This is a genomic window from Vibrio chagasii, from assembly GCA_041879415.1.
Classification (GTDB): Bacteria; Pseudomonadota; Gammaproteobacteria; order Enterobacterales; family Vibrionaceae; genus Vibrio.
Genome location: CP090852.1, coordinates 401,553 through 424,670, shown reverse-complemented (window position 1 = coordinate 424,670; position 23,118 = coordinate 401,553). Strand labels below are relative to the sequence as shown.

The window sequence follows — 23,118 nt, the reverse complement described above, 5'->3', positions numbered from 1 at the left end:
TTAAATTCACTTTTTTGTTTGACTATCTCTCCTTAATCCGTAAAGTAGGCACCCGAACACAGCGGAGTGACTTACTTAGTCCCTAAAGTGTTGAAATAAAACGGCGCCTTGGCAGAGTGGCTATGCAGCGGATTGCAAATCCGTGGACCTCGGTTCGACTCCGGGAGGCGCCTCCATTATCTCTCTAATATCTAGAGTTGAATAATGAAAATGCGACACTAGCTCAGCTGGTAGAGCGCAACCTTGCCAAGGTTGAGGTCACGAGTTCGAACCTCGTGTGTCGCTCCAAATTTTGTAATGTTGATTGATGTTGACATTAAGATGGTGTTTTACTTTTCAGTAATCGGCATCGCAATAAATAATTGCGTGCCCTGGTGGTGGAATTGGTAGACACAAGGGATTTAAAATCCCTCGACGTTCGCGTTGTGCCGGTTCAAGTCCGGCCCGGGGCACCATCTATTTGGTTGTTACCTTTTGGGGTAGGAATCAAAAGAGTGGTTCTCTTAAAAAACTATTGAAGGCGCCTTGGCAGAGTGGCTATGCAGCGGATTGCAAATCCGTGGACCTCGGTTCGACTCCGGGAGGCGCCTCCATCATTCAGAAAAAACCAGTCCTAGTGACTGGTTTTTTCGTTTCTGGCTTCTTACTTTTTATCTGCTTATCTGCTTATCTGCTTATCTGCTTATCTGCTTATCTGCTTATCTGCTTATCTGCTTATCTGCTTATCTGCTTATCTGCTTATCTGCTTATCTGCTTATCTGCTTATCTGCTCTGTTTACGCATTCTGTTTTTACTTTTCATTTTGTTTTCTACAACTCGCTTTTGTTTGTGGCTACATAACCTTTATCGTTGATAAACCAGTAAATAAATCAAAGTCACAATTAAACATAATGCTCAATTTGTTTCATGGTTTTTTGGGATAACCCTAATAAAAACATGAGTATGGGTGATAGGATTTCTCTTTATATTTCTTTAATTGTTCTATACGAGGTTCTTAATATGCAATTTAGTCTAAAGAGGAAAATGGTTTTCTCTGTAGTTTTGGCGATTGCTTTCACATCCGCAATTCTTCTTTTCATGGGTTATAAGACGTTTCAAAGTAACAGCTGGCAGGCGATAGAGAGTGAAAGTCGTAACACGCTGAATGCCCATGCTAAAGGGATCAGTGATTGGTTTTACGATAAGAAACAAGCCGTACATGGTCTCCAACAACAAGTTCAACTTAACCCTTCATTAGATATTGTCCCGCATTTACGTCAAACCCTTGTATCTGGTGGCTTCGGGTTGAGTTATTACGGAAATAAAGACGGGGAAATGTTCCGTCATGATCCTTCCCTCAATAAAGCAGGGTACGACCCAAGAGTTCGTGGTTGGTATAAAGAGACGTTAGCGCAAAACAAAGCTGTCACAACTAAGCCGTATGTCAGTGTTACGATGCAGGCACTTGTGGTTACGCTGACCGACCCGGTTACCGAGAACGGGTCCATTATTGGTGTTGTTGCTTCCAACCTAGCCTTGGACAAGCTGATTAAAGACGTATTAGCAATACAGGTACCAGGAAATGGACGCGCGATCCTTATCGACAAACAAGGCACGGTTGTCGCTCACCAAAATGAAGACTTTATCCTTAAGCAGGTTAACGAGATAGCTCCTGAGCTAAGTGTTGCTGGTTTAAACAGTGCAGCACAGAATCTAACGACGATCTTCACCCAAGTTGATGGCCACGAACGTGTGATCATGGCGGAGCCAATTAGTGGTACGGATTGGTTGCTTGTGATTGAGATGGATAAAGATGTTTTGGAGCAACCTCTGTTTGACATGTTGGTCAGTCAGATCACCACGGGTTTGATTGTTCTGATTGTGATGGCCGCGGCAACGTCTTGGTTTGTTGCGAGACAGTTGGTAGAGCTAGGACGAGTAAGCGAAGCACTCGCTGATATCGCAGAGGGTGAAGGTGATTTAACTCAGCGTCTTCAAGTCTCCAGTAAAGACGAAGTTGGTCAATTGGCCGATAAATTTAATGTGTTTGTCGATCGACTGCATGGGATGATGACCAACGTTACCCAAGTCTCTACAGCGATGAACGACGGTGCTGAGCATGCTAATGAGAGTGCTCAAAAACGTAGCGATAGCGTAAGCCGACAGCAAGATGAAATTACGATGGTAGCAACAGCGGTAACTGAAATGGCGACTGCGACGGCTGAGATCGCGTCTAACGCGGACAATACAGCGAAGAGTGCGAGTCATTCAGTTGAATTGAGCGAGCAAGGCTTCAAACAGATGGCAAAAAGCCAATCATCAATCAATGAGCTTGCTACTGAACTGACGAGCGCTGTATCTATTATCAGCGAACTAGAAGAGCATGGGCAACAAATTGCGTCTATCTTAGCGACGATACGCGAGATAGCTGAACAAACTAACCTACTGGCACTTAACGCTGCGATTGAAGCGGCAAGGGCAGGTGAACAGGGCCGTGGCTTTGCTGTTGTAGCGGATGAGGTTCGAGTACTGTCTCAGCGTACTCATGCATCGACTGAAGAAATCGAAGACAAGATCAAGCGTTTACAGCAGGCAACGAATAGCGCGGTTAAAGTGATGACGCAAAGTCACGATATGGCGGAGACAAGCGTGCATGATGTTGATATGGCAGGAGAGAGCCTCGCTCAAATCCGTGAAGCGATTCAAGTTATCAGTGATATGGCGACTCAGATTGCTTCTGCTGCTGAAGAGCAGTCACTGGTCACAGCGGAAATTAACGCTAACACTGAATCTGTTCGTGAAGTGAGTGACGTTATGGCGCTTGATGCGACGGATGCAGTATCCCAGGCAGATCAGCTTAGCCATTTAGCGAATGATTTGAAGCAAGAGTTGTCTCGATTCAAGCTTTAAAAACTATAGCGCGATAGGGTAGACGAGAAAATACAGAGCACAGATTGTCATAAGTTTGTGCTCTTTCTTTATAATGGTGAGCGAGTCTCAGTGCAGATCAAAGAAGTCTTTATTGCGTATGTATTTACTCATCAAGTGATAAGAAAATGGCCTAATCAACCAACTAAAGAGGGATCGCCCTAAGCGAATAAAAGTCGGTGTATTTTCATAGATACGCCCGTTATAAAGCCAAAGGATCTTTCCCACGTGCCAATACAGTAAAGGCACTGGTGGCATGAAGGTTACAATGTCGATGTCACAACATATGCGGTAGGTCTTTTTACTCAAGCGATAATGTTTCTTGAAGCTCCAATCTCCAATAGCAGGCTGTCCAAAAGTCACGATACGTTTTATGCAGCCCGGGTATTTCTGTTCAAAGTAATCCGCAAAGACACAACCAATCGCACCGCCAGAAGAGTGCCCAGTAATTGCCACTCTTTTGCCTTGTTCTAATAAGGGCGCGAGAATCGTTTCCAAGCGCTCGGTCACGTTCAAACCTAAATTATCTTCATTTCGACTCGGTTGGCTCTCTTGAAACATCAGGTGATAAAATCCCGCATGAACTCGATAGTTAAGTCCAATTCTTTTGCAGCTTCTTGTCCATAGCGCAAAGTTAAGCAGCCAATCTGAAACACTGTGTGAGCCTTTAATGACGACCACCACCTCATCTTTGTCTTTATTCCACAGCACGCGAATCATGGTTTTACCAAACTGATTCTTGATGACTCTCTGACCGTTTGGAGCAAACCCATAACGAGTTTGTTTGAACCCACGAGAGTAAGCGAGGTTACAAAGAACGGCATAGCGCTCATACTGGTATCGTTTTAGTGATTTCACAGCTTTAAACTTTAGTAAGAGTTACTTAAAACTCTAGTCGTTGAATATGAAAAACACATGAAAATACGAATTGACTGCTTTGATACTACGAAAAGGGCAGATAGATAACTGTGTTTCAAACCGTTAACTCAGAGCCGAACGCTCTATTAAACACGAAGGGCAAGTATAAGAACCATACAAGGTGGGCTAAATTTATTCTCCAAAGTGCGATAATTAATCACTTGAATTAAAAGATAAAATTTATTGTTGACGAATTTTTTCCATCCGTTAAAGTACACCTCGTTCTCACGGCTTAGGTCGTTGAGAGATGGTGTTCTATTTCAGTAATAAGCATGCATAATTGCGTTGCCCTGGTGGTGGAATTGGTAGACACAAGGGATTTAAAATCCCTCGGCGTTCGCGCTGTGCCGGTTCAAGTCCGGCCCGGGGCACCATCTATATAGTTTCTACTTTTTAAGTAGAGTGCTGAACAAAGAGTTGTTCTCTTAAATCACTATTAAAGGCGCCTTGGCAGAGTGGCTATGCAGCGGATTGCAAATCCGTGGACCTCGGTTCGACTCCGGGAGGCGCCTCCATTATCTCTCTAAGATGTAGAGTTGAATAATGAAAATGCGACACTAGCTCAGCTGGTAGAGCGCAACCTTGCCAAGGTTGAGGTCACGAGTTCGAACCTCGTGTGTCGCTCCAAATTTTGTAATGTTGATTCATTTCGACGTTAAGATGGTGTTTTACTTTTCAGTAATCGGCATCGCAATAAAGAATTGCGTGCCCTGGTGGTGGAATTGGTAGACACAAGGGATTTAAAATCCCTCGACGTTCGCGTTGTGCCGGTTCAAGTCCGGCCCGGGGCACCATCTATTTGGTTGTTACCTTTTGGGGTACTAATCAAAAGAGTTGTTCTCTTAAAACACTATTGAAGGCGCCTTGGCAGAGTGGCTATGCAGCGGATTGCAAATCCGTGGACCTCGGTTCGACTCCGGGAGGCGCCTCCATCATTCAAGTTGAAAGGCCAGCAGAAATGCTGGCCTTTTTGCTGTCTGGCATTCTTATCTATCGACTTTTCTAAATTCTGTTGCCTACCATTTATCAAATGGGCACCTCATAGCTCATAGCTCATAGCTCATAGTTCATATCTTTGTATGTTGTGTTGTTAATTTTCCCTACATGTAGGCATTGGCCTAGCGAGTCGAGCGGTTGACATCGTCGTGCACAAGAAAACACTGCTGAACATTATTTATTGGTTAAGCCAGTAAACGGTTCTGAGCAATGATTACGTTTGTAAATTTAGATAGGGGATTTAAGTAGTGTGGCGGAAGCATTTCATCACTCAGGTTTTCATATTTGTACACACTTGCTCATGAACGCATCGTGCTTTAGTCGCTAATTATCGTAATTATGACCATAAATGAAAATGATTGTCATTTACTTACGTTGTTGCTAATCTTTTGTGAAATATTACAACAATCTTAATTATGTGTTTGATTGCTTATTAAATCGCTCTAAACCTTATCTAATCTACGGTTATTCGTTTGCTATGGCTGAAATTTAGCCGCTTCTACCTCTTTTGTTCTACCCCTTTTGGGTAGTTCGATTTCGTAATTGATTTACATCATATTTTCATTTTCTTTCATAATTCATTATTCGCTTAGTTAAGAAATATATAACCTTCAGGAATTCTTATGAGCAAGATGAAGCTAGTCGTAATCGGTAACGGGATGGTAGGCCATCGCTATATCGAAGATTTAGTCGAGAAGACAGACGTTGCTAACATGGACATCACAGTCTTCTGTGAAGAGCCTCGCGTAGCCTATGATCGTGTACACCTTTCTTCTTATTTTTCACACCATACTGCGGACGAACTTTCTTTAGTTAAAGAAGGCTTCTACGAGAAACACGGCATCAACATGCTGATCGGTGAGCGTGCTATTAACGTTAACCGTGAAAAGAAAACAGTTTACTCAAGCACTGGTCGTGAAATTCAATACGACAAGCTAATCCTTGCTACAGGTTCATACCCATTCGTTCCGCCAATCAAAGGTAACGAAGGTAAAGACTGTTTCGTTTACCGCACAATCGAAGATTTGAAAGCTATCGAAGCCACTGCTAAGAATTCTAAATCTGGTGTGGTTGTTGGTGGTGGTTTGCTTGGTCTTGAAGCAGCAGGCGCACTAAAGGCTCTTGGCGTAACTACGCACGTTGTTGAGTTTGCTCCAAAGCTAATGGCTGAGCAGCTTGACCAAGCCGGTGGTAACCAACTTCGTCAAAAAATCGAACGTATGGGCGTAAACGTACATACAAGCAAGAACACGCTTGAGATTGCTCCTGAAGGCACTGAAGCTCGTAACGTGATGCGCTTTGCAGACGGTACTGAGTTAGAAACAGATTTCATCGTATTCTCTGCTGGTATCCGCCCTCAAGACAAACTTGCTCGTCAAATGGGTCTGGGTATCGCGCCTCGTGGCGGTATCGAGATTAACGATCACTGTCAAACAACAGATAAAGACATCTACGCGATCGGTGAGTGTGCCTCATGGAACCAAACGTTCTACGGCCTAGTTGCTCCTGGTTACAAGATGGCGACAGTTGCAGTTGACCACATTGTTGGTAACGAAAGCACGTTCGAAGGTGCTGACATGTCTGCGAAGCTTAAGCTTCTAGGTGTGAAAGTAGGTTCTATCGGTGATGCTAACGGTCGTACTCCTGGTTGTAAGAGCTACGTTTACCAAAACGAAGAGCAAGAAGTTTACAAGCGTCTAATCGTTTCTGAAGACAACAAGAAGCTGCTAGGTGCAGTAATGGTTGGCGACACGTCTGACTACGGCGATCTTCTACAGCTTATGCTGAATGAAATCGACCTCCCTGAACATCCAGATGCGTTGATCCTTCCTGCACACGCTGGTGCTGAAAAACCAACACTTGGCGCAGACTCTCTTCCTGAATCTGCAGTTATCTGTTCTTGTTTTGATGTAACGAAAGGCAAAATCGCTCAAGCGGTTGCTGAAGGTCACCACACAATCGGTGATATCAAAGCGGTAACTGGTGCGGGTACTGGTTGTGGTGGTTGTATTCCACTTGTAACTTCAGTACTTAATGCTGAACTTGCTAAAGCCGGTGTAGAAGTTAAGAACGATGTGTGTGAGCACTTTGCTTACTCTCGTCAAGAGCTTTTCCACCTAATTCGCATTGAAGAAATCAAAACATTCGATGAGCTACTAGAGAAGTACGGTAAAGGCTACGGCTGTGAAGTATGTAAACCTCTAGCGGGTTCTATCCTTGCTTCTTGCTGGGGTGAACACATCCTTAAGCCTGAGCTAGTGAAACTGCACGATACCAATGATAACTTCCTAGGTAACATGCAAAAAGACGGCACTTACTCTGTTATCCCTCGTATGGCGGGTGGTGAAGTAACGCCTCAAGCGCTAAGCGTTCTGGCTGATGTTGCGGCTGAATACAACCTTTACACTAAGATCACTGGTGCACAACGTATTGGCCTGTTCGGTGCTCAAAAAGATGACTTACCAGCAATCTGGAAGAAGTTAATCGCAGCGGGTTACGAAACGGGTCAAGCTTACGCAAAAGCGCTTCGTATGGCTAAGACATGTGTTGGTTCTACTTGGTGTCGTTACGGCGTACAAGATTCAGTTGGTCTTGGCGTGATGATCGAGAACCGTTACAAAGGCATCCGTACTCCTCATAAGATGAAGTTTGGTGTGTCTGGTTGTACTCGTGAGTGTGCTGAAGCTCAAGGTAAAGACTTAGGCATTATCGCGACTGATGCAGGTTGGAACATGTACGTATGTGGTAACGGTGGTATGAAGCCTCGTCACGCAGACCTACTAGCAAGCGACTTAGACCAAGAAACGCTAATCAAGTACATCGACCGTTTCATGATGTTCTACATCCGTACGGCTGCTCCGCTACAACGTACTTCGGTATGGATGGATAACTTAGAAGGCGGTGTGGATTACCTACGTGAAGTTATCATCGACAATAAGCTTGGTATCAACGACCAACTTGAAGCTGATATTGCTGGCCTTGTAGATAACTTTGCTTGTGAGTGGACAGACACCATCAACGATGAAGCTCAACTTAAGCGCTTCGCTCACTTCATCAACGCTGATGACCGTGATGATAACGTTGTGTTTGTTGATGATGGCCGTGAGCAACACCGTCCAGCGACATTCACAGAGAAACACCCAGAAGCGAAGGGCGATATCCTTCACGTTGAACTGGTTTAATTGGGAGACGACATCATGGCATTTACCAAAGTTTGTAAGATCGAAGACATTATCCCCGGTACAGGTGTTTGTGCATTGGTGGCTGGTGAGCAAGTGGCTATCTTCCGCCCAACAAAAGCTGAAGAAGTGCTAGCGATTAGCAATACAGACCCTTACTTTCAATCTAACGTGTTATCTCGTGGTTTGATTGTAGAGCACCAAGACGAGCTTTGGGTGGCAAGCCCACTTAAGAAGCAACGCTTTAACCTGACAACAGGTGTGTGCATGGAAGACGAGAACTTTAGCGTGAAAGCGTACAAAGCTCGTGTGACTAAAGGCGCTGTAGAAATCTCTGCTTAATCTTTCGATGAGTAAGATTTGATAGTTCAAGGGTTCTAGTTATCGATATTGCCTTAACTCGGCAACTAGAACCTTTTCCTATCCAATTTTAACTTTTAAATTTAACTTTTAAGGACAACCTTATGTCTACTGATTTTAAACCGACAGAATTCGTTCAAACAATGATCGATGTAGGTGAAGCTAAAACCAAGACGGGTACTCGCGATCTTCTGATCCGAAGCACTATGGCTGGTATTATCCTTTCTCTTGCGGTTGTAGTGGCTATCACGACTATCGTTCAAACAGGTATCGGTATTGTTGGCGCACTCGTGTTCCCAGTTGGTTTCGTTATTCTTAGTGTAATGGGTTACGACTTAGTAACAGGTGTGTTTGGTCTTGCACCTTTAGCGAAATTCGACAACCGTCCAGGTATCACTTGGGGTCGTATTCTACGCTGTTGGGGTCTTGTTGGTCTGGGTAACCTTATTGGTTCTCTGATTGTTGCTTTCTTAGTTGCGGTATCACTAACAGGTAACTTCTCTCTAGAACCAAACGCTGTTGCTCAGAAGTTTATCGCAGTTTCTACTGGCCGTAGCCTAGGTTTTGAAAACATGGGTATGGACGGATGGATCACGTGTTTCGTGCGCGGTATCTTCTGTAACCTAATGGTTTGTCTTGGTGTAATTGGTAACATGACAGCACGCACTGTATCTGGCCGTGTAGCAATGATGTGGTTCCCAATCTTCATCTTCTTCGCACTAGTATTTGAGCACACAGTCGTAAACATGTTCCTGTTCCCACTGGGTATGATTCTTGGCGCTGATTTCGGTATCGCGACTTGGTTGAACTTTAACCTTATCCCAACAATCCTAGGTAACATCGTTGGTGGTTTGTTCCTAACATGTGTTCCTCTATTCCTAACTCACGCTAGAACAGCTCCTTCTCTGGGCGCTAAGTAATTCGAATACTCAAGGTTAATAAGTAATTGATGAAGTGTGTTAAGCCCCAAACTATTGATTTGGGGCTTTTTGATCTCAACACTCTCTACTCAGATAGCAGTGCACCTAAGTTGGGCTAAATGTGCTTGGGAATGGTGCAAATATCAGCGTTTTCCAACGTAATAGATTGTTTTGTTATATAAACTTCTATCTTGATTAGAATTAATCGTGAAGTTTTACGGCAACAACTGATAGTCTAAGAAGTAGGGATATTGATGATTCATTGAATGATGAGTCATCAAACAGAATTAAGCTTGAAATATAACAAGCTAACTTTCGGAGCAAAGTATGTCAGAAGTATCGCCATCGAATGTTAATAAAGAAAGCAATGGATTTGTATCACTGGTTGGTGCAGGGCCTGGTGACCCAGACCTGTTAACGTTAAAAGCAGCACGCGTCATCCAACAAGCGGATGTACTGGTTTACGATCGCTTGGTATCAAAAGATATCTTGGCGATGGCAAACCCAGAAGCAGAGATGTTGTATGTGGGTAAAAAGCTCGACCACCACTGTGTTCCACAAGACCAAATTAACCAATTACTGGTCACTAAAGCTCAGGAAAACAAGCACGTAGTCCGCCTTAAAGGTGGGGACTCGTTTATCTTCGGCCGTGGTGGGGAAGAGTGTGAAACGCTTGCTGAGAACGGGGTTAAATTTGAAGTCATTCCTGGTATTACAGCCGCTGCGGGCGCTACGGCTTATGCGGGTATTCCACTGACGCATCGCGACCATGCTCAAAGTGTTCAGTTTATTACTGGTCACCTTAAAAAAGACGGTGAAGATATTGATTGGCAATCTCTGGCGCAACACAATCATACCATCGTGTTCTATATGGGATTAAAAGAGAGCCCGAATATTCAAAAGAATCTGCTTGATAACGGTATGCGTGCGGATATGCCCGTGGCGATTATCGAAAACGGCACACGCCAAGAACAGAAGGTGTTTCGAGGTGGGCTGAGTGACTTAGCAAGTCTGGCTAGTATCGCGACTAGCCCAGCATTGATTGTTGTTGGTAGTGTGGCTCAACTCCATGAAAAGCTTGACTGGTTCAACAAGTAATTGAGTTACGCCTAATTTTTATGTTTTGAATTAGATACTGCAGCGGCTGTTTTGTCGCTGCATTTCTTGTTGGCGCATTGGCATCTCATCAATGATGTTGGTGATGAGGTTCCAGTCCGTTTTACCATTCCATCTGTGCTTCTCTTTTCCGTCTTTACCAATTAATACTGCAGTGTGAGAGCCTTTGGGAATCTCATAGATGTTGGTCACTGCTTCTAAGTTAAACTCTTCCTCCAGCCAAGTCGGGACGGTATATCCGCTTTCTGCTATCACCATGATGACGACATCACGTTCGTCCAATTGGCAGTTATTGATTAAGACTTCATTAAGAAACTCTTTTACCACAGAGTCTTCCTCCGGGGCGAAGTAAATGACGCTGCGATGAGGCAGTGGTTGTGAATGGGAGTAGGCTGGATAAGCAAACACTGAATGAGTGGCGAGGCTCAAAATCAACGCGGTGCTAACAGTTATTAGTTTGAGCAAAGTTAACCAACTACTGGAAGGAACTAGAGCGACCCTTGCGGTGTTGCTAATGCTTCCGTGCGATTTGTGTTTTTGTCGGTGTAGCATAGCCAACCTCCCTTTAGTAGCTTGTTAGCTTTACTTGTATCTCTAATTGCTAGCCCTTGTGAGATGGTTATCAAAGACAAGGGCGAGCATCCAATCTGATAGACATCTATTAAGCATAGTTAGGATTGCCTTAAACATGCTTAGATTTACGTTAACCATAGCCAACAGGTTCATTTTTATTAGATAAAGCGACTCGCATTTTAGGGTTGAATAGAATAGGGTATACCGAAAATCTAAAGGTATGAATTTATGGAAAACATAGCTATTTTGGTCGACGTTCAAAACGTCTACTACACAACACGAGACAAATATCGTTCTAACTTTGACTACAACCAATTTTGGTATGTAGCAACAGAAGGTCGAAATGTTGTTGCGGCCCATGCGTATGCGATTTCTAGTCAAGATCCTAAGCAGCGTCAATTCCATCATATTCTGCGCGGTGTGGGTTTTGATGTGAAATTGAAGCCATTTATTCAGCGTCGTGATGGCAGTGCGAAAGGTGATTGGGATGTCGGTATTGCCTTAGATGCCATCGAACTAGCAGAGAATGTGGATACGATCGTTTTAGTTTCTGGAGATGGAGATTTTGAGATCCTTGTGGAAAGAATAAAACAACGCTTTGGTAAAAAAGTGGAAGTGTACGGCGTACCAGGGCTTACTGCTCAAAATCTTATCGATTCTGCGTCAAAGTTCGTTCCGATTGAAAAAGATTTCTTACTATAGAGTAAATCTCTCATTTTATAATTGAAATCAATAATAACGATAATTAAAATGCAAACTATTATTATTTATCGGTTTGTATGATGTCGCGCGTTTTAGTTGTTGATGATGATATTCAGTTGTGTGAATTATTGGGTGAAGTTCTAGAGAATGAGGGGTATCACGTTGATACCGTTCATTGTGGCGAGGCTGCATTAGAGTTTATCCAATCCAATCCTGTTGATTTAGTGTTGCTCGATGTGATGCTGCCTAACCTCAGCGGCATTCAAGTCGCAAGGCGCATCTGTCAGCGTTTTGCTACGCCTATTTTGATGTTAACGGCACTCAATGACGATGCATCGATGCTTGATGGTTATCAAGCGGGTGCCGATCAATATATCGCTAAACCTTTCAATGTTCCTGAGCTATTGACTCGTATCAAGGTTATCTTACGTCGAGTTGGATTTGAGCGTCAGAGACAGTCTCTAGCTTCATCTAACCATGGTTTGTGTGAACAGATCTCTCGTTTACCCCTAACGGGTACAGAAAAAGATCTGCTTGATTATTTGATTAAGAATGACGGCATTGTTGTATCTAAGTCTGACTTACAAATACATGTCTTAAAGAAAGAGCTGTGTCCCTTTGATCGCAATCTAGACATGCACATCAGCAATATCCGCCGTAAGTTAGTACAGGCAGGCTTGTCTAAACAGCACATTAAAACGGTTCGTGGCAAAGGATATAGCTACCTAGAGTCGGTTGGAGCATGAGTACCAAGCTGATACGTTGCCCCGACTTCATTGCCAAGCGTAAAGATGGATTAACGTTCCAACTTTTCTCATATTTGACGATCATCCTTGTCAGTATCTTTATTTTTCAAGCGGTTGCAGAAAAGGCGTTGATGAAGGCACTACTTAAGGTGCCTGATTCTGTTAAGCAAGAAATGTTGGATCTTGCGTATCAAGCCAATGTGTTAATCGAAGATGGTGATATGGATGAGCTGGCGGACTGGGCCAATGCTCAGCAGTATTATTTGTTTGTTTTAGACAAAGATAATCACCCGCTAACACACAGACACATGCATCCTCACTTTGAGTTCAAGTTACGTTTCTTAAGAACGTTGGATCATCAATTGGATGCCGTTGTGAATCGGCCGATCTTCGGCCTACCTTTAGAAAACGGTAATAGCTTAGTTATCCAATTGCCGCATCGATTCCACCCAGCAAATTCGTTTGGCTTGTATTCGTCATTGATGAAAGTATTTATCGCTTTCATCATCCTGTCTTTGTTCTCTTTAATTATGGCAAGAAGGCTTCAACAACCTTTGGATCGCTTGAGAGAGGCGAGTCGACGTTTAGCCGACGGTGATTTCTCTGTGCAAGTCGTCTCTGAATTGAAATCAAACACCAGAGAGTTCAATGAACTGGCGGTGGATTTTGATCATATGACATCTGAAATTAAATCATTGGCAGAGAAGCAACGCCGACTGATACGAGATGTCTCTCATGAACTTAGGACGCCTTTAGCGAGGCAAAACCTCGCTCTGCATTTATTGCGGAATAAGGTCGATGACAAGAGTGCTGGGCTGCTTGATCGTATGGAAAGTGAAACTGAAGAGATGAACAAGCTAGTGGGCGAAATCCTCGAGTTTAGTCGCTTAGAAACCTCTCGCTATGATTCCAAGCTTAGCTTGATGCAGTTAGAGCAATATTGTTCGATGCTTATCGCGCAAATGCAAAATGATTTAAAGCCTAATCAAACGCTGGTGGGTGATTTGGAGACACCGACCTCGATGGTGAACATTGATGAGCGATTGCTTTTAAGAGTGATCGGGAATTTGGTTGGCAATGCGATTAAGTATGCGGGTGAACATGCTCATATTTCGGTAACGACGTATGAAATGACAATCGATCAACGTTACAGTGTCATTTCTGTAGAAGATGATGGAGAAGGCATCCCTGATAACAAAATTGCAGGTATTTTTGATCCGTTTACTCGTATTGAATCTGCAAGAGACAAGCAGTCTGGTGGCTACGGTCTCGGCCTTGCCATCGTGAAAGAGGCAATGGTTGTGATGAATGGTCATGTGACGGCTGAGAATAGAGAAAGTGGGGGACTAAGAGTGAATCTAATGTTCCCAATTAGTGAGTCCGCTAATTAATCTTGCCGCTCCGATTATATTTAGGCAGGAGTAGTTACTTGCTGCTGCCTAAAACCCATAAAAAAACGCCACAGCAAATGCTGTGGCGTTTTTTTGTGTTTAGAGCTAAAGCGTAGCCATTAATTACGCTTTAGCTTGAAGCAGGGCAGCTAGATTACGCTTCTTGGCGTGATAGCTTAACTTCTTCTTCTTTCTCACCTGCTGCAGGGTCGTTGAAGCGAGACTCATCAAGAGCGCCTTCAGACTTAGCAACGATGATAGATACGGCACTATCACCTGTGATGTTTACAGCGGTACGGATCATGTCTAGAAGACGGTCAACACCCATGATTAGAGCGATACCTTCTAGTGGCAGGCCGACTTGGTTCAATACCATCGCTAGCATAACCAGACCAACACCAGGAACACCTGCAGTACCTACAGACGCCAATGTCGCTGTTAGGATAACCATTAGGTAATCACCCATAGTAAGGTCGATGTTGTATGCTTGTGCGATAAACGCTGTCGCAACACCTTGCATGATTGCAGTGCCGTCCATGTTCACTGTTGCACCTAGTGGTACAGTGAATGAAGCGACTTTGTTGTCTACACCCATACGGTTCTTAGCGGTTTCCATTGTTACAGGAATCGTTGCGTTCGAAGATGCTGTTGAGAATGCAAACATGATTGCATCTTCCATCTTGCGTAGGAACGTAATAGGGCTAAGGCCAGTGAAGCCTTTAAGCATCGCGCTGTAAGTCACCAAACCGTGTAATAGTAGAGTACCTGCAAGCACTAAGAAGTATTCTGCTAGGTTCCAAATTGCACCCAAGCCTAAACCAGAGAACAGTTTCGCCATCAAGAAGAACACGCCGTAAGGAGCAAGGTTCATCAGTAGAGCAACAAGCTTCATGATAACTTCGTTTAGGTCAGCAAATACAGCAGCAATGCGCTCACCCGGTTTACCAGCAGCACTAATTGCGATACCGAATAACACAGCAAACACGATTACTTGTAGTGTCTTGCCCTCAGCCATCGCCTGAATAGGGTTGGTTGGGAACATATCGATGATTACTTGGCCAAGAGAAGGGGCATCCGCTGATTTAAAAGAGCTCGCAGCAGTCAAATCCGCACCAGCACCAGGTTGGAACAGGTTACCGATCGTCAATGCTAAAGTGATAGCAACGGCCGTAGTACCGATATAAAGTGCAAGCGTTTTGCCACCCATACGGCCAAGAGTTGATAAGTCTTTAAGAGAACTTGTACCGCACACTAGTGAAACGAAGACTAGAGGGACAACAAGCATTTTTAAACTGGCGACAAAAATTTGTCCGCCTACTTCAAAGAGTCCGTTAACGATGTAGTTGTTAACAAATCCACTTTCTGCAAAAAGGGATTGAATGGCAAATCCCGTTAATATACCTACGACCATACCAAGAATTACTCGGCCAGTCAGAGACATAGGTTTTTTGGTATTCATTTAGAACACTCCTTATTATTTATAACTTTGATACCTTTTCAAAGTGAGCAGGAGATTAGCAGTCGGTTAATCAAATCGAAAAACAAAAAATGAGTTTGGAATTATAGATGTGATCAGAATCACTGATAATTGTGCAAATTAAACAAATTTAAATAAAATAATTCACTGTTAATTAACATTTATCGAGGCTTTTATACATAAAAACGCGAAATCAAAGCTAATAAATAAGAGAAGATAAAATTTTTATCGTTTTTTGATTGTTAGATTGAGTGAGCAAATAACGCTGTTTCAAAATTTTTAACGGTGGTGGCAGGGGGGCCGAACAAAAACACTTCTAAGTATCTGTATTGAATCAGGTTCTGTTACATCTAATGAATAACGCTTACCAAGACCTTTACAAAACTTTACGAATGCAAAGAATGTAAATTTAATGCAAATGGTAATAGTTATCACTTATATTCTCTCGCGAAAAGATTCAGTGGTACCGGTAACGGTTCAGCGAGCACATCAAATAATTAACCATAGTGCTCGTACAAAAAGAATAAAAGCGGAGTAAAGGACATGTTTTCAAAGAGCCCATTGGCTTTAGTGATCGGCGCAGTATTAGCTTCACCAGCAGTATTGGCAGAAACAGCAAAAACAGACGAGCACATGGTTGTTGAAGGTCGTGACTACGGTTACAAAGCCGACACGAATACAACAGCAATGCGCATGGAGGCGACTCAATTAGAGACTCCGGGACAAGTTTCAGTAATCGATGAGCAAATCATCGATGAGCAGCGTGCATCAACTCTAGGTGAAGTTCTAAAGAACGATGCATCTATTTCTGCGGGCTCAAAATCTACAAACCGTGAACGCTTCAACCTACGTGGTTTCGCACTAGATAGTGGTTCAAGCTACCTACGTGACGGTGTTCAACATTGGTCTCATTACCGTCAACCTGTCGAGCTTTTAGAGCGTGTAGAGGTGTTGAAAGGGCCTGCTGGCCTACTTTATGGTGAATCTACACCTGGTGGCTTAGTAAACATGGTCTCTAAAAAGCCGACTTACGAGACACAAGTGTCTGTTAGCCAAGATATTGGTTCAGATAACTACACTCGTACAGTTGCAGATGTGAGCGGCTCTTTAAACGAAGCTCAAACGTTGAGAGCGCGAGCTATCGTCTCTCAAGAAAATCAAGATTCATACCGTACGCGCTTTGATGGTACAGACGTAGAAACTGACCGTTTTGTTGGTGGCTTATTTGTCGATTACGATATTAGTGATGATGTAATGCTATCTCTGCACTATGACCGTACTCAAGAGTTAGGTGATCTAGATAATGGCTCAGAGATTGACACTGCAACTGGTAAAGTGATTGATCCAAATACAGTAACTGATCAACGTTTTGCACAAACAGACAATGACGTAGCGAACTACGGTGCTGCTATTACAGCTAATCTGAATGAAACATGGTCAGTTAAAACTGGTATCAGCCGTCAGTTCTATGAGCGTCAACGTACTGAATCTGATAACGGTGTAGATTCACAAAAAGATAAAAATGGCAACATTACTGGCTACGGTTACAAAGTATCTGACCGTCACGATGAATGGACTTTCGATACTGCTTACGTAGATTTTACCGGTGACTTTGATGCGTTTGGCGTTAACCACCGAATGCTAATTGGTGCAAACGGTCTACATTACGACTACAAGCAGCTTTACTCTTCTGATTATGCATGTTTAAGCGCTACTGAAGCGGAAGCGGTAACAGCTTGTGGCAACGGTTTTGATATGCCTTCTGATATCAGCTATCACAATGATGATGCGCTATCTCACTCAGAAAGTAAGCATTATGGCTTCTACCTACAAGATTTAGTAACGTTCAATGAGCAATGGCAAGTTCTTGCAGGTGCACGTTTTGCGTACGACAAAACTATTAGCAGTAAAGGTAAAGAAGAGAGCTTTAACAATGTTCTTCCTAAGCTAGGCGTAATTTACTCACCTGTATCGAATGGTTCGATCTACACAGTATATTCAGAAAGCTTTGAACCAGTTGGTGAAATTACTGACCAAGACGATGTTAACTTCGGTCAATCACAAGACGCTAAGAAAGGCACTTTGTATGAAGTTGGTACAAAGTGGGAATTGTTTGATGAGCGCCTATTTGTATCTGGTGCAGTGTTCCAAATTACTCAATCAAACATTCAAGTGACAGAAGATGTAGATCCTAACGCTAATAACGGCAAAGAGACACGTACTTCTCAAGTTGGAGAACAGGTTCACACCGGTGTTGAACTATCAGCAACTGGCTACCTAACTAATGCGTTGTCTCTAAGTGCATCTACTATGTTCCTAGACGCTGAATACAAAAACGATCCTGCATTAGAAGGTAAGACTCCGGCAGACGTACCAGAGTTCACAGCAAGCATCTGGTCTACTTATGCATTCAACAACGGTACCGATGTAAACCTAGGTGTATACCACGTAGGTGAGCGTTACACAGAAAGCGCTAACACATTTAAGAAAGACGCATATACTCGTGTAGATATGGGCATTGCACATACTATCAAATATGACGAGAACTTAGATTTTGTTGCTCGCTTCAATGTAGAGAACTTATTCGATACAGATTACCTTGAAGGTGGTAGCACAAGCGGTGTAGTTGTGGGCGAAGGTCGTAACTACATGGCTACTTTACAGGTAAAATACTAATTTGTTAGTAGGGTACTATTCGTAGCCTAAATATGAAGGGGGAAGTTTCGGCTTTCCCCTTTCGTGATTCTGCTATTTAGTAAAAATATCCCTAGTAATGCGAGTGACTTTTAATGATAATGAGACTGCTTATCAATAAAATTCATTTGAACTTCTTCTATAGTAAATGACTACAATTATGAATCTTTTAAAAACTAGCCTAGCGCTTGCCATCAGTGTGGTAGCAACGTCTTCTATGGCCAATAGCTTGGATCAAGCTCAATCAATTCAAAACAAGACCAATAACGCATCGGCTTCAAGCCAAAAGGTTATTGATAAAAGCTCACAAGCAACACTCATGCTGCAAGCTGAAATTGAGCGTCTTCAAGAAGAAGTCAAAAACTTAGAAATTTATCATGATCACCTTGCTGCTCTGGTTGAAAGCCAAAATCAAGAAGCTCAAAGCATTGAAGGGCAGATCGAAGAAATTAAATACACACGCCAAGGTGTCGTGCCTTTGATGTATCAAATGATCGATGGCCTGCAACAGCTGATAGAAAAAGACGTACCGATTAAGAAAGAGCAGCGTCTAGAGAGAGTTGAAAAGCTTCAAGCAATGATGACTCGTGCAGACGTAAGTGATGCTGAGAAATATCGTCGTATTCTAGAGGCGTACCAAATTGAGATGGACTACGGCATTAAGCTTGGTGCATACCAAGGTCGCGTAGAACTGGCGAGCGATAAAACGATTGAAGCAGACGTACTTCACTTAGGACGTATCTCTTTAGTTGCTCGTAACTTAAATGGCAGCCAATACTGGGCTTGGAATCAAACAGCAGCTCAATGGCAAGAAGTTGATTCTTCGATGAAGTCTGAGCTCGATAAAGCTTACGATATTGCTAGCCAACAAGCGGCTCCAAGCTTGATTACTTTACCTGTTTCTCTAACTGTTGCGGAGGTTAAGTAATGAACTTAAAGCCATTAGCAGCATTGCTTTGCATCACGTCTATTTCCTTTTCTGCTTTCTCTGCTTCTGATTCAACGGCTCAGTTAGTTAACAAAGCGAAGTCAGAAAATCGCACTCAAGCTTCTCACAATGTAGTTCGTGAAGCTGACTTTAAAAAGACTGAACAAGAACTGAAAGCAATCAAAGCACAACTTGAAGCGAAACGTACATCGGTTCAAAACGCAACAGACGTTCTTACTAAAACGTTTAGCGATAACGAAAATAAGCTGGCTCGCTTAGAAGAAAAGCTGCGCTTAGAAACAGGCAGCCTTGGTGAGCTATTTGGTGTTGTTCGTCAAAACGCGAAAGAACTGGGCGCAGAACTTAGCTCTACAGTAAACAGCGTTGATCGCGCTGAGCATACAGCGACCGTTGAACAAATTATCGATGCGAAATCATTACCGTCAATGCCACAGCTTTCTGGCTTGTGGATGAGTATGGTAGAGCAGATTCAAGCGAGCTCTGAGCTTAGCAAATCTCAAATTGCTTTCATTAATGGTGAAGGTAATACACAAAATGTTGATGCTTATCGCCTAGGCTCGATTGGCCTAGTGGCAGATCAAGGTTACGTTAGCTGGAACACTCAGCGTAAAGACGCAATCGCATATCTTAAACAGCCAGAAAATGGTCCAACGCTAACATCACTTTCTTCACTGGCAAATGGTGAAGTAGCGAATGTTGTTGTCGATCCTTCACGTGGATTCATGTTGGAGCAGTTGGCGCTAACACCTAGCCTATCTGATCGCCTTCAAGCGGGTGGTGTAGTTGGTAAAGTGATTCTTGGTCTACTGGCTATTGGTTTAATTATCGCCTTGGTTCGTGGCGTCTCTCTATCGATTGCTCGTCAGAAAATTCGTGCGCAGCTTAAGAACCCTGAGCAAGCGGGTGACAACCCATTAGGTCGCGTTCTTGCCGTGTACAACAAAGAGCAAAACCAAACGGTTGAAGCGCTAGAGTTACGTCTATTAGAAGCGGTTGTTGATGAGCAGACTCATTTAGAGAAAGGTCTATCAATGCTTAAGTTATTGGCAGCGCTAGCACCAATGTTAGGCCTTCTAGGTACAGTAACGGGTATGATCGAAACGTTCCAGGTGATCACACAGTTTGGTAACGGCGATCCGAAAGTAATGGCGGGTGGTATTTCGATGGCGCTTGTAACAACCGTACTTGGTCTTGTTGCTGCAATGCCTCTTCTACTGGCACATAACATTCTTAGCACTCAAGCAGAAAATATTCGAAATATTCTTGAGAAGCAAGGTATTGGTCTTGTTGCTGAGCAGGCTGAAAAGACAACTGAATCGAGCGCTGTTGTGTCACCAGTCGGGACTGCTGCGTAATGGATATTTTGTCGGGTTCTCTATTACCAGCGAGTTGGTTAACGAGTGACTGGCTGCTGTCTTTATCAAGCTTTATGGAGCAGGGCGGTTTCGTCTTGTGGTGGCTAGCGGCTGTTGTCCTAGTGTATTGGGTGCTTGTGGTAGAGCGCGTGTTATATCTCGCGTTCTACTTTCCTAAGCAACGCCAAGCTTGGATAACAAAGTGGCATGAAAGAGAAGATCACTCTTCTTGGCATGCCAAGGCCATTCGTGAAGGTTGGTTAGGTCAGGCGAGTATCTTGCTTAACCAAAACTTAAATTTTATTAAGCTATTAGTAGCTATCTGCCCGATGTTGGGCTTGTTGGGTACCGTAACCGGTATGATCTCTGTCTTCGATGTCATGGCGACACAAGGCAGCAGTGATCCTAAATTGATGGCTTCAGGCATTTCGTTGGCAACACTGCCAACCATGGCGGGCATGGTAGCAGCCTTAGCGGGTATGTTCGTACACGCTAGATTAGCCAAAGTGTGCAACCGCTTAGAATTGAAACTAGAAAAATCTTTAAGGAGTCAACGATGAGACTCGGTCGACGTCATTCTAAAAACGAAGAGGCTCAAATAGACCTAACTTCGATGCTTGATATCGTATTTATCATGCTTATTTTCTTTATTGTGACCAGTTCATTTGTTCGTGAATCGGGGGTTGAGGTTAACCGCCCGCAAGCTTCTAACGTAGTAAGCCAAAAGGATGCGGGCATCTTTGTTGCGATTACGTCTGCTAACGACATCTTTATTGATAAACGTGTCGTTGATGTTGAACGCGTTCAAGCGACGCTAGAGCATTTATTACTAGAACAACCTGATGCTTCTTTGGTTATCCAAGCTGATGAACACGCATACAATGGTACTGTTGTAAAAGTGATGGATGCAGCTAAAGGTGCGGGTGTTAAAAACATTGCGCTTGCTGCTGATAAGCGATGATCTTGGAGGATCTTTATAAATGATTCGCCTATTTCTTGCTTTACCGCTCGCGGGGGCACTGGGCTTAGCACTGTTTTCTTTCATGGCTTGGATGGTCGACAATGGTCACCAACGTTCACCAGGTGAGAGTGAGACGCTAAGTTTCAACATGGTGATGGTGGAACAGGAACAAGAAGTTCAAAGAAGACAACGTGCTGTCCCTGAAAAACCAGAAATGCCAGAGCCGCCACCGGAAGCACAGACGTCTCAGTCGCAAGCTGAAGTAACGCCTCTGAACTCGATGTCTTCATTACCTTCATTGGATTTTAATACATCAATTGATGGTTTAGCGATTAATGCACCAACATTTTCTGACTTTGGATCAAACCAACAGGCGATGCCACTGTATCGAGTTGAACCACGTTATCCAGCGAAAGCACTCAAACGTGGTGCCGAAGGCTTCGTGATCATGTCGTTTACGATTGATGAAACGGGGCGTCCTGTTGATATTAAAGTTACTGATGCAAATCCGCGTCGTATGTTTGAACGTGAAGCGATGAGAGCACTTAAAAACTGGAAGTACCAACCAAAAGTTGTCGATGGAAAAGCGATAGCTCAAGTCGGTCAAACAGTGAAACTAGAGTTTAAGTTGGCAAAATGATGAAACAGATATGGATATTAGTGGGCTTATTGTTATTGCCCTTCACAACGCAAGCACAAGAGCTGTCTCAATATACTGCTATTCGTGTTCAAAAAGCACATAACCTTGCTCAAGAAGAAAAGGTAAAGCAGGCGATTGATGTTCTCGCTAATTTAGAGCTATCTAAAGGCTACGACAAAGCTTATGTGGCTCGTATGTTGGGTGTTTTCTACTGGCAAGACGGTAAAACGGATGCCGCTATTAAGCAGCTGACGTATGCGGTTGATACTAACTTGCTTGTGGATGAGCAAGCATGGGTGACTAAACGCATGCTTGCTGATCTTCTGTTAAATGATCAGCAGTTCACAAATGCGCTTCCACATTACTATGAGCTAGTAAAAACGGCGCCAGAGACAGAAAAGAAAGATGTGCTTTGGATGCGAATTGCACAAGCGGAATACCAAATCGAAAACTGGTCAAAAGTGCTGGTGGCCATCGGTAATCACGACAAATTCAATTCTAAACCACAGCTATCGCCTCTATCGCTAAAACTGGGTGCACAGCTGCAGTTAAAGCAGTGGAAGCAATCTATTCCAACGTTGGAGAGCCTTATCGAACTCCAACCTGAGAAAGATAATTGGTGGCGTCAGCTTGTTGGTATTCAGTTACGGTTAGAGCGCAGTAAAGATGCATTGAATACATTGGCGTTAGCAGATCTACACGGTGTTGAGTTGAAAAACTCGGACCGTAGACTTCTTGCACAGTTGTACGCGAAACGAGGCATTCCAGAGCGCGCTGCTCAAGAGATCGCTAAGCTAGATGATGCGAACAGTGATGTTAAGCTTTTAGCTGAGCAAGCTACATACTGGCAGCTAGCGAAAGAGTGGGACAACGCGATTGATGTTTGGACACTAGCATCTAAAAAGGACAGTCAATACCATTGGAATGTGGCTCAGTTGCTTGTTCAACAAGGATACTACGACAGAGCGCTAGTTGTTCTAGATAAAGTGAAAGACAAAAACAAACAAGCCGATGTTGCGTTAGCGAAAGTACGTTCATGGTACAAGCTCAAAAACTTGGATAACGCACTAGCTCAAGCGAAACGCGCTGATAACATCGAACCTTCTTCTGAAGCAAAAGGTTGGATTAAGTTTTTGACTCAACTAAGAACTGTCAGCGACAACGGAAATGCCTGATAGCTTAAAGCCCTAACAAAAGGTGTCATTTGATTTTTCAAGTGAAACCTTTTTTGTTT

The 23,118-nt window shown here is 43.4% G+C and carries 18 protein-coding genes and 9 tRNA genes; 24 read left to right on the top strand and 3 right to left on the bottom strand.

The window, feature by feature from the left end; translation table 11 throughout:
* Positions 1–102: 102 nt before the first annotated feature.
* The 5 genes from L0991_15905 (at position 103) to L0991_15885 (ending at position 2,889) form a co-directional block, all read left to right on the top strand.
* Positions 103–176 (top strand) — tRNA-Cys (locus tag L0991_15905).
* Positions 177–212: 36 nt separating this feature from the next.
* A tRNA-Gly gene (locus L0991_15900) sits at positions 213–288 on the top strand.
* A gap of 80 nt (positions 289–368) precedes the next feature.
* A tRNA-Leu gene (locus L0991_15895) sits at positions 369–455 on the top strand.
* A 64-nt stretch (positions 456–519) separates the two neighbouring features.
* Positions 520–593 (top strand) — tRNA-Cys (locus tag L0991_15890).
* Between the two features lie 430 nt (positions 594–1,023).
* The gene (locus tag L0991_15885) at positions 1,024–2,889 is read left to right on the top strand and encodes a methyl-accepting chemotaxis protein (protein ID XGB65023.1); all 1,866 of its coding nucleotides are present in this window, start codon (positions 1,024–1,026) and stop codon (positions 2,887–2,889) included.
* 87 nt (positions 2,890–2,976) lie between these two features.
* Here the strand turns inward: L0991_15885 and L0991_15880 are convergent, their stop codons facing one another.
* Positions 2,977–3,765: a lipase gene (locus tag L0991_15880; GenBank protein ID XGB65022.1), complete on the bottom strand. Its 789-nt coding sequence runs from the start codon at positions 3,763–3,765 to the stop codon at positions 2,977–2,979.
* A 347-nt stretch (positions 3,766–4,112) separates the two neighbouring features.
* Between L0991_15880 and L0991_15875 the strand changes: the two genes are divergently transcribed.
* From L0991_15875 to cobA, 9 genes are all read left to right on the top strand, one after another.
* A tRNA-Leu gene (locus tag L0991_15875) sits at positions 4,113–4,199 on the top strand.
* 67 nt (positions 4,200–4,266) lie between these two features.
* Positions 4,267–4,340 (top strand) — tRNA-Cys (locus L0991_15870).
* Positions 4,341–4,376: 36 nt separating this feature from the next.
* Positions 4,377–4,452: transfer RNA gene (locus L0991_15865), tRNA-Gly, on the top strand.
* A gap of 80 nt (positions 4,453–4,532) precedes the next feature.
* A tRNA-Leu gene (locus L0991_15860) sits at positions 4,533–4,619 on the top strand.
* 64 nt (positions 4,620–4,683) lie between these two features.
* Positions 4,684–4,757, top strand: a tRNA-Cys gene (locus tag L0991_15855).
* 687 nt (positions 4,758–5,444) lie between these two features.
* The gene (nirB, locus tag L0991_15850) at positions 5,445–8,003 is read left to right on the top strand and encodes a nitrite reductase large subunit NirB (GenBank protein XGB65021.1); all 2,559 of its coding nucleotides are present in this window, start codon (positions 5,445–5,447) and stop codon (positions 8,001–8,003) included.
* A gap of 15 nt (positions 8,004–8,018) precedes the next feature.
* Positions 8,019–8,342, top strand: coding sequence for a nitrite reductase small subunit NirD (gene nirD / locus L0991_15845; GenBank protein XGB65020.1), 324 nt, complete (start codon positions 8,019–8,021; stop codon positions 8,340–8,342).
* A gap of 122 nt (positions 8,343–8,464) precedes the next feature.
* The gene (locus L0991_15840; GenBank protein ID XGB65019.1) at positions 8,465–9,280 is read left to right on the top strand and encodes a formate/nitrite transporter family protein; all 816 of its coding nucleotides are present in this window, start codon (positions 8,465–8,467) and stop codon (positions 9,278–9,280) included.
* A gap of 327 nt (positions 9,281–9,607) precedes the next feature.
* The gene (gene cobA / locus L0991_15835) at positions 9,608–10,378 is read left to right on the top strand and encodes a uroporphyrinogen-III C-methyltransferase (protein ID XGB65018.1); all 771 of its coding nucleotides are present in this window, start codon (positions 9,608–9,610) and stop codon (positions 10,376–10,378) included.
* Between the two features lie 30 nt (positions 10,379–10,408).
* On the opposite strand, the gene L0991_15830 is transcribed toward cobA, so the two are convergent.
* Positions 10,409–10,948, bottom strand: coding sequence for a DUF4174 domain-containing protein (locus L0991_15830; GenBank protein ID XGB65017.1), 540 nt, complete (start codon positions 10,946–10,948; stop codon positions 10,409–10,411).
* 249 nt (positions 10,949–11,197) lie between these two features.
* On the opposite strand from L0991_15830, the gene L0991_15825 reads away from it, so the two are divergent.
* The 3 genes from L0991_15825 (at position 11,198) to L0991_15815 (ending at position 13,808) form a co-directional block, all read left to right on the top strand.
* Entirely contained in the window at positions 11,198–11,671 is a 474-nt protein-coding gene (locus L0991_15825; protein XGB65016.1) for an NYN domain-containing protein, read from the top strand.
* Positions 11,672–11,751: 80 nt separating this feature from the next.
* Positions 11,752–12,417, top strand: a complete 666-nt coding sequence (locus L0991_15820) for a response regulator transcription factor (GenBank protein ID XGB65459.1) — start codon at positions 11,752–11,754, stop codon at positions 12,415–12,417.
* On the top strand, positions 12,414–13,808 hold the full coding sequence (locus L0991_15815; GenBank protein ID XGB65015.1) for a histidine kinase sensor domain-containing protein: 1,395 nt from the start codon (positions 12,414–12,416) through the stop codon (positions 13,806–13,808). The genes L0991_15820 and L0991_15815 overlap by 4 nt, the downstream gene beginning before the upstream one ends.
* A 154-nt stretch (positions 13,809–13,962) precedes the next feature.
* Here L0991_15815 and L0991_15810 read toward each other — a convergent pair whose 3' ends face one another.
* A complete protein-coding gene (locus L0991_15810; protein ID XGB65014.1) occupies positions 13,963–15,267 on the bottom strand; it encodes a dicarboxylate/amino acid:cation symporter in 1,305 nt (434 codons plus the stop codon).
* Between the two features lie 561 nt (positions 15,268–15,828).
* Between L0991_15810 and L0991_15805 the strand changes: the two genes are divergently transcribed.
* The 7 genes from L0991_15805 to L0991_15775 all read left to right on the top strand — a co-directional run bounded on the left by L0991_15805 (position 15,829) and on the right by L0991_15775 (position 23,059).
* The gene (locus L0991_15805; GenBank protein ID XGB65013.1) at positions 15,829–17,961 is read left to right on the top strand and encodes a TonB-dependent receptor; all 2,133 of its coding nucleotides are present in this window, start codon (positions 15,829–15,831) and stop codon (positions 17,959–17,961) included.
* A 178-nt stretch (positions 17,962–18,139) separates the two neighbouring features.
* The gene (locus L0991_15800; GenBank protein ID XGB65012.1) at positions 18,140–18,907 is read left to right on the top strand and encodes a DUF3450 domain-containing protein; all 768 of its coding nucleotides are present in this window, start codon (positions 18,140–18,142) and stop codon (positions 18,905–18,907) included.
* Positions 18,907–20,283: a MotA/TolQ/ExbB proton channel family protein gene (locus L0991_15795; protein ID XGB65011.1), complete on the top strand. Its 1,377-nt coding sequence runs from the start codon at positions 18,907–18,909 to the stop codon at positions 20,281–20,283. The genes L0991_15800 and L0991_15795 overlap by 1 nt, the downstream gene beginning before the upstream one ends.
* A complete protein-coding gene (locus L0991_15790) occupies positions 20,283–20,843 on the top strand; it encodes a MotA/TolQ/ExbB proton channel family protein (GenBank protein XGB65010.1) in 561 nt (186 codons plus the stop codon). The genes L0991_15795 and L0991_15790 overlap by 1 nt, the downstream gene beginning before the upstream one ends.
* Positions 20,840–21,244 (top strand): biopolymer transporter ExbD, encoded by a 405-nt coding sequence (locus L0991_15785; GenBank protein XGB65009.1) that lies wholly within the window; start codon positions 20,840–20,842, stop codon positions 21,242–21,244. Before L0991_15790 ends, L0991_15785 begins: the two co-directional genes overlap by 4 nt.
* A gap of 19 nt (positions 21,245–21,263) precedes the next feature.
* Complete coding sequence (locus L0991_15780) at positions 21,264–21,884, top strand: energy transducer TonB (protein ID XGB65008.1); 621 nt, start codon at positions 21,264–21,266, stop codon at positions 21,882–21,884.
* Positions 21,881–23,059, top strand: a complete 1,179-nt coding sequence (locus L0991_15775) for a hypothetical protein (protein XGB65007.1) — start codon at positions 21,881–21,883, stop codon at positions 23,057–23,059. The genes L0991_15780 and L0991_15775 overlap by 4 nt, the downstream gene beginning before the upstream one ends.
* The last annotated feature ends 59 nt before the right edge of the window (positions 23,060–23,118 follow it).

Excerpts from the sequence above, each read along its gene's own strand:
- L0991_15885 (XGB65023.1), top strand. The coding sequence starts at position 1,024 with ATGGTTTTCTCTGTAGTTTTGGCGATTGCTTTCACATCCGCAATTCTT.
- nirB (XGB65021.1), top strand. The coding sequence starts at position 5,445 with ATGAGCAAGATGAAGCTAGTCGTAATCGGTAACGGGATGGTAGGCCAT.
- nirD (XGB65020.1), top strand. The coding sequence starts at position 8,019 with ATGGCATTTACCAAAGTTTGTAAGATCGAAGACATTATCCCCGGTACA.
- L0991_15840 (XGB65019.1), top strand. The coding sequence starts at position 8,465 with ATGTCTACTGATTTTAAACCGACAGAATTCGTTCAAACAATGATCGAT.
- cobA (XGB65018.1), top strand. The coding sequence starts at position 9,608 with ATGTCAGAAGTATCGCCATCGAATGTTAATAAAGAAAGCAATGGATTT.
- L0991_15830 (XGB65017.1), bottom strand. The coding sequence starts at position 10,948 with ATGCTACACCGACAAAAACACAAATCGCACGGAAGCATTAGCAACACC.
- L0991_15825 (XGB65016.1), top strand. The coding sequence starts at position 11,198 with ATGGAAAACATAGCTATTTTGGTCGACGTTCAAAACGTCTACTACACA.
- L0991_15820 (XGB65459.1), top strand. The coding sequence starts at position 11,752 with ATGTCGCGCGTTTTAGTTGTTGATGATGATATTCAGTTGTGTGAATTA.
- L0991_15815 (XGB65015.1), top strand. The coding sequence starts at position 12,414 with ATGAGTACCAAGCTGATACGTTGCCCCGACTTCATTGCCAAGCGTAAA.
- L0991_15810 (XGB65014.1), bottom strand. The coding sequence starts at position 15,267 with ATGAATACCAAAAAACCTATGTCTCTGACTGGCCGAGTAATTCTTGGT.
- L0991_15805 (XGB65013.1), top strand. The coding sequence starts at position 15,829 with ATGTTTTCAAAGAGCCCATTGGCTTTAGTGATCGGCGCAGTATTAGCT.
- L0991_15800 (XGB65012.1), top strand. The coding sequence starts at position 18,140 with ATGAATCTTTTAAAAACTAGCCTAGCGCTTGCCATCAGTGTGGTAGCA.
- L0991_15795 (XGB65011.1), top strand. The coding sequence starts at position 18,907 with ATGAACTTAAAGCCATTAGCAGCATTGCTTTGCATCACGTCTATTTCC.
- L0991_15790 (XGB65010.1), top strand. The coding sequence starts at position 20,283 with ATGGATATTTTGTCGGGTTCTCTATTACCAGCGAGTTGGTTAACGAGT.
- L0991_15785 (XGB65009.1), top strand. The coding sequence starts at position 20,840 with ATGAGACTCGGTCGACGTCATTCTAAAAACGAAGAGGCTCAAATAGAC.
- L0991_15780 (XGB65008.1), top strand. The coding sequence starts at position 21,264 with ATGATTCGCCTATTTCTTGCTTTACCGCTCGCGGGGGCACTGGGCTTA.
- L0991_15775 (XGB65007.1), top strand. The coding sequence starts at position 21,881 with ATGATGAAACAGATATGGATATTAGTGGGCTTATTGTTATTGCCCTTC.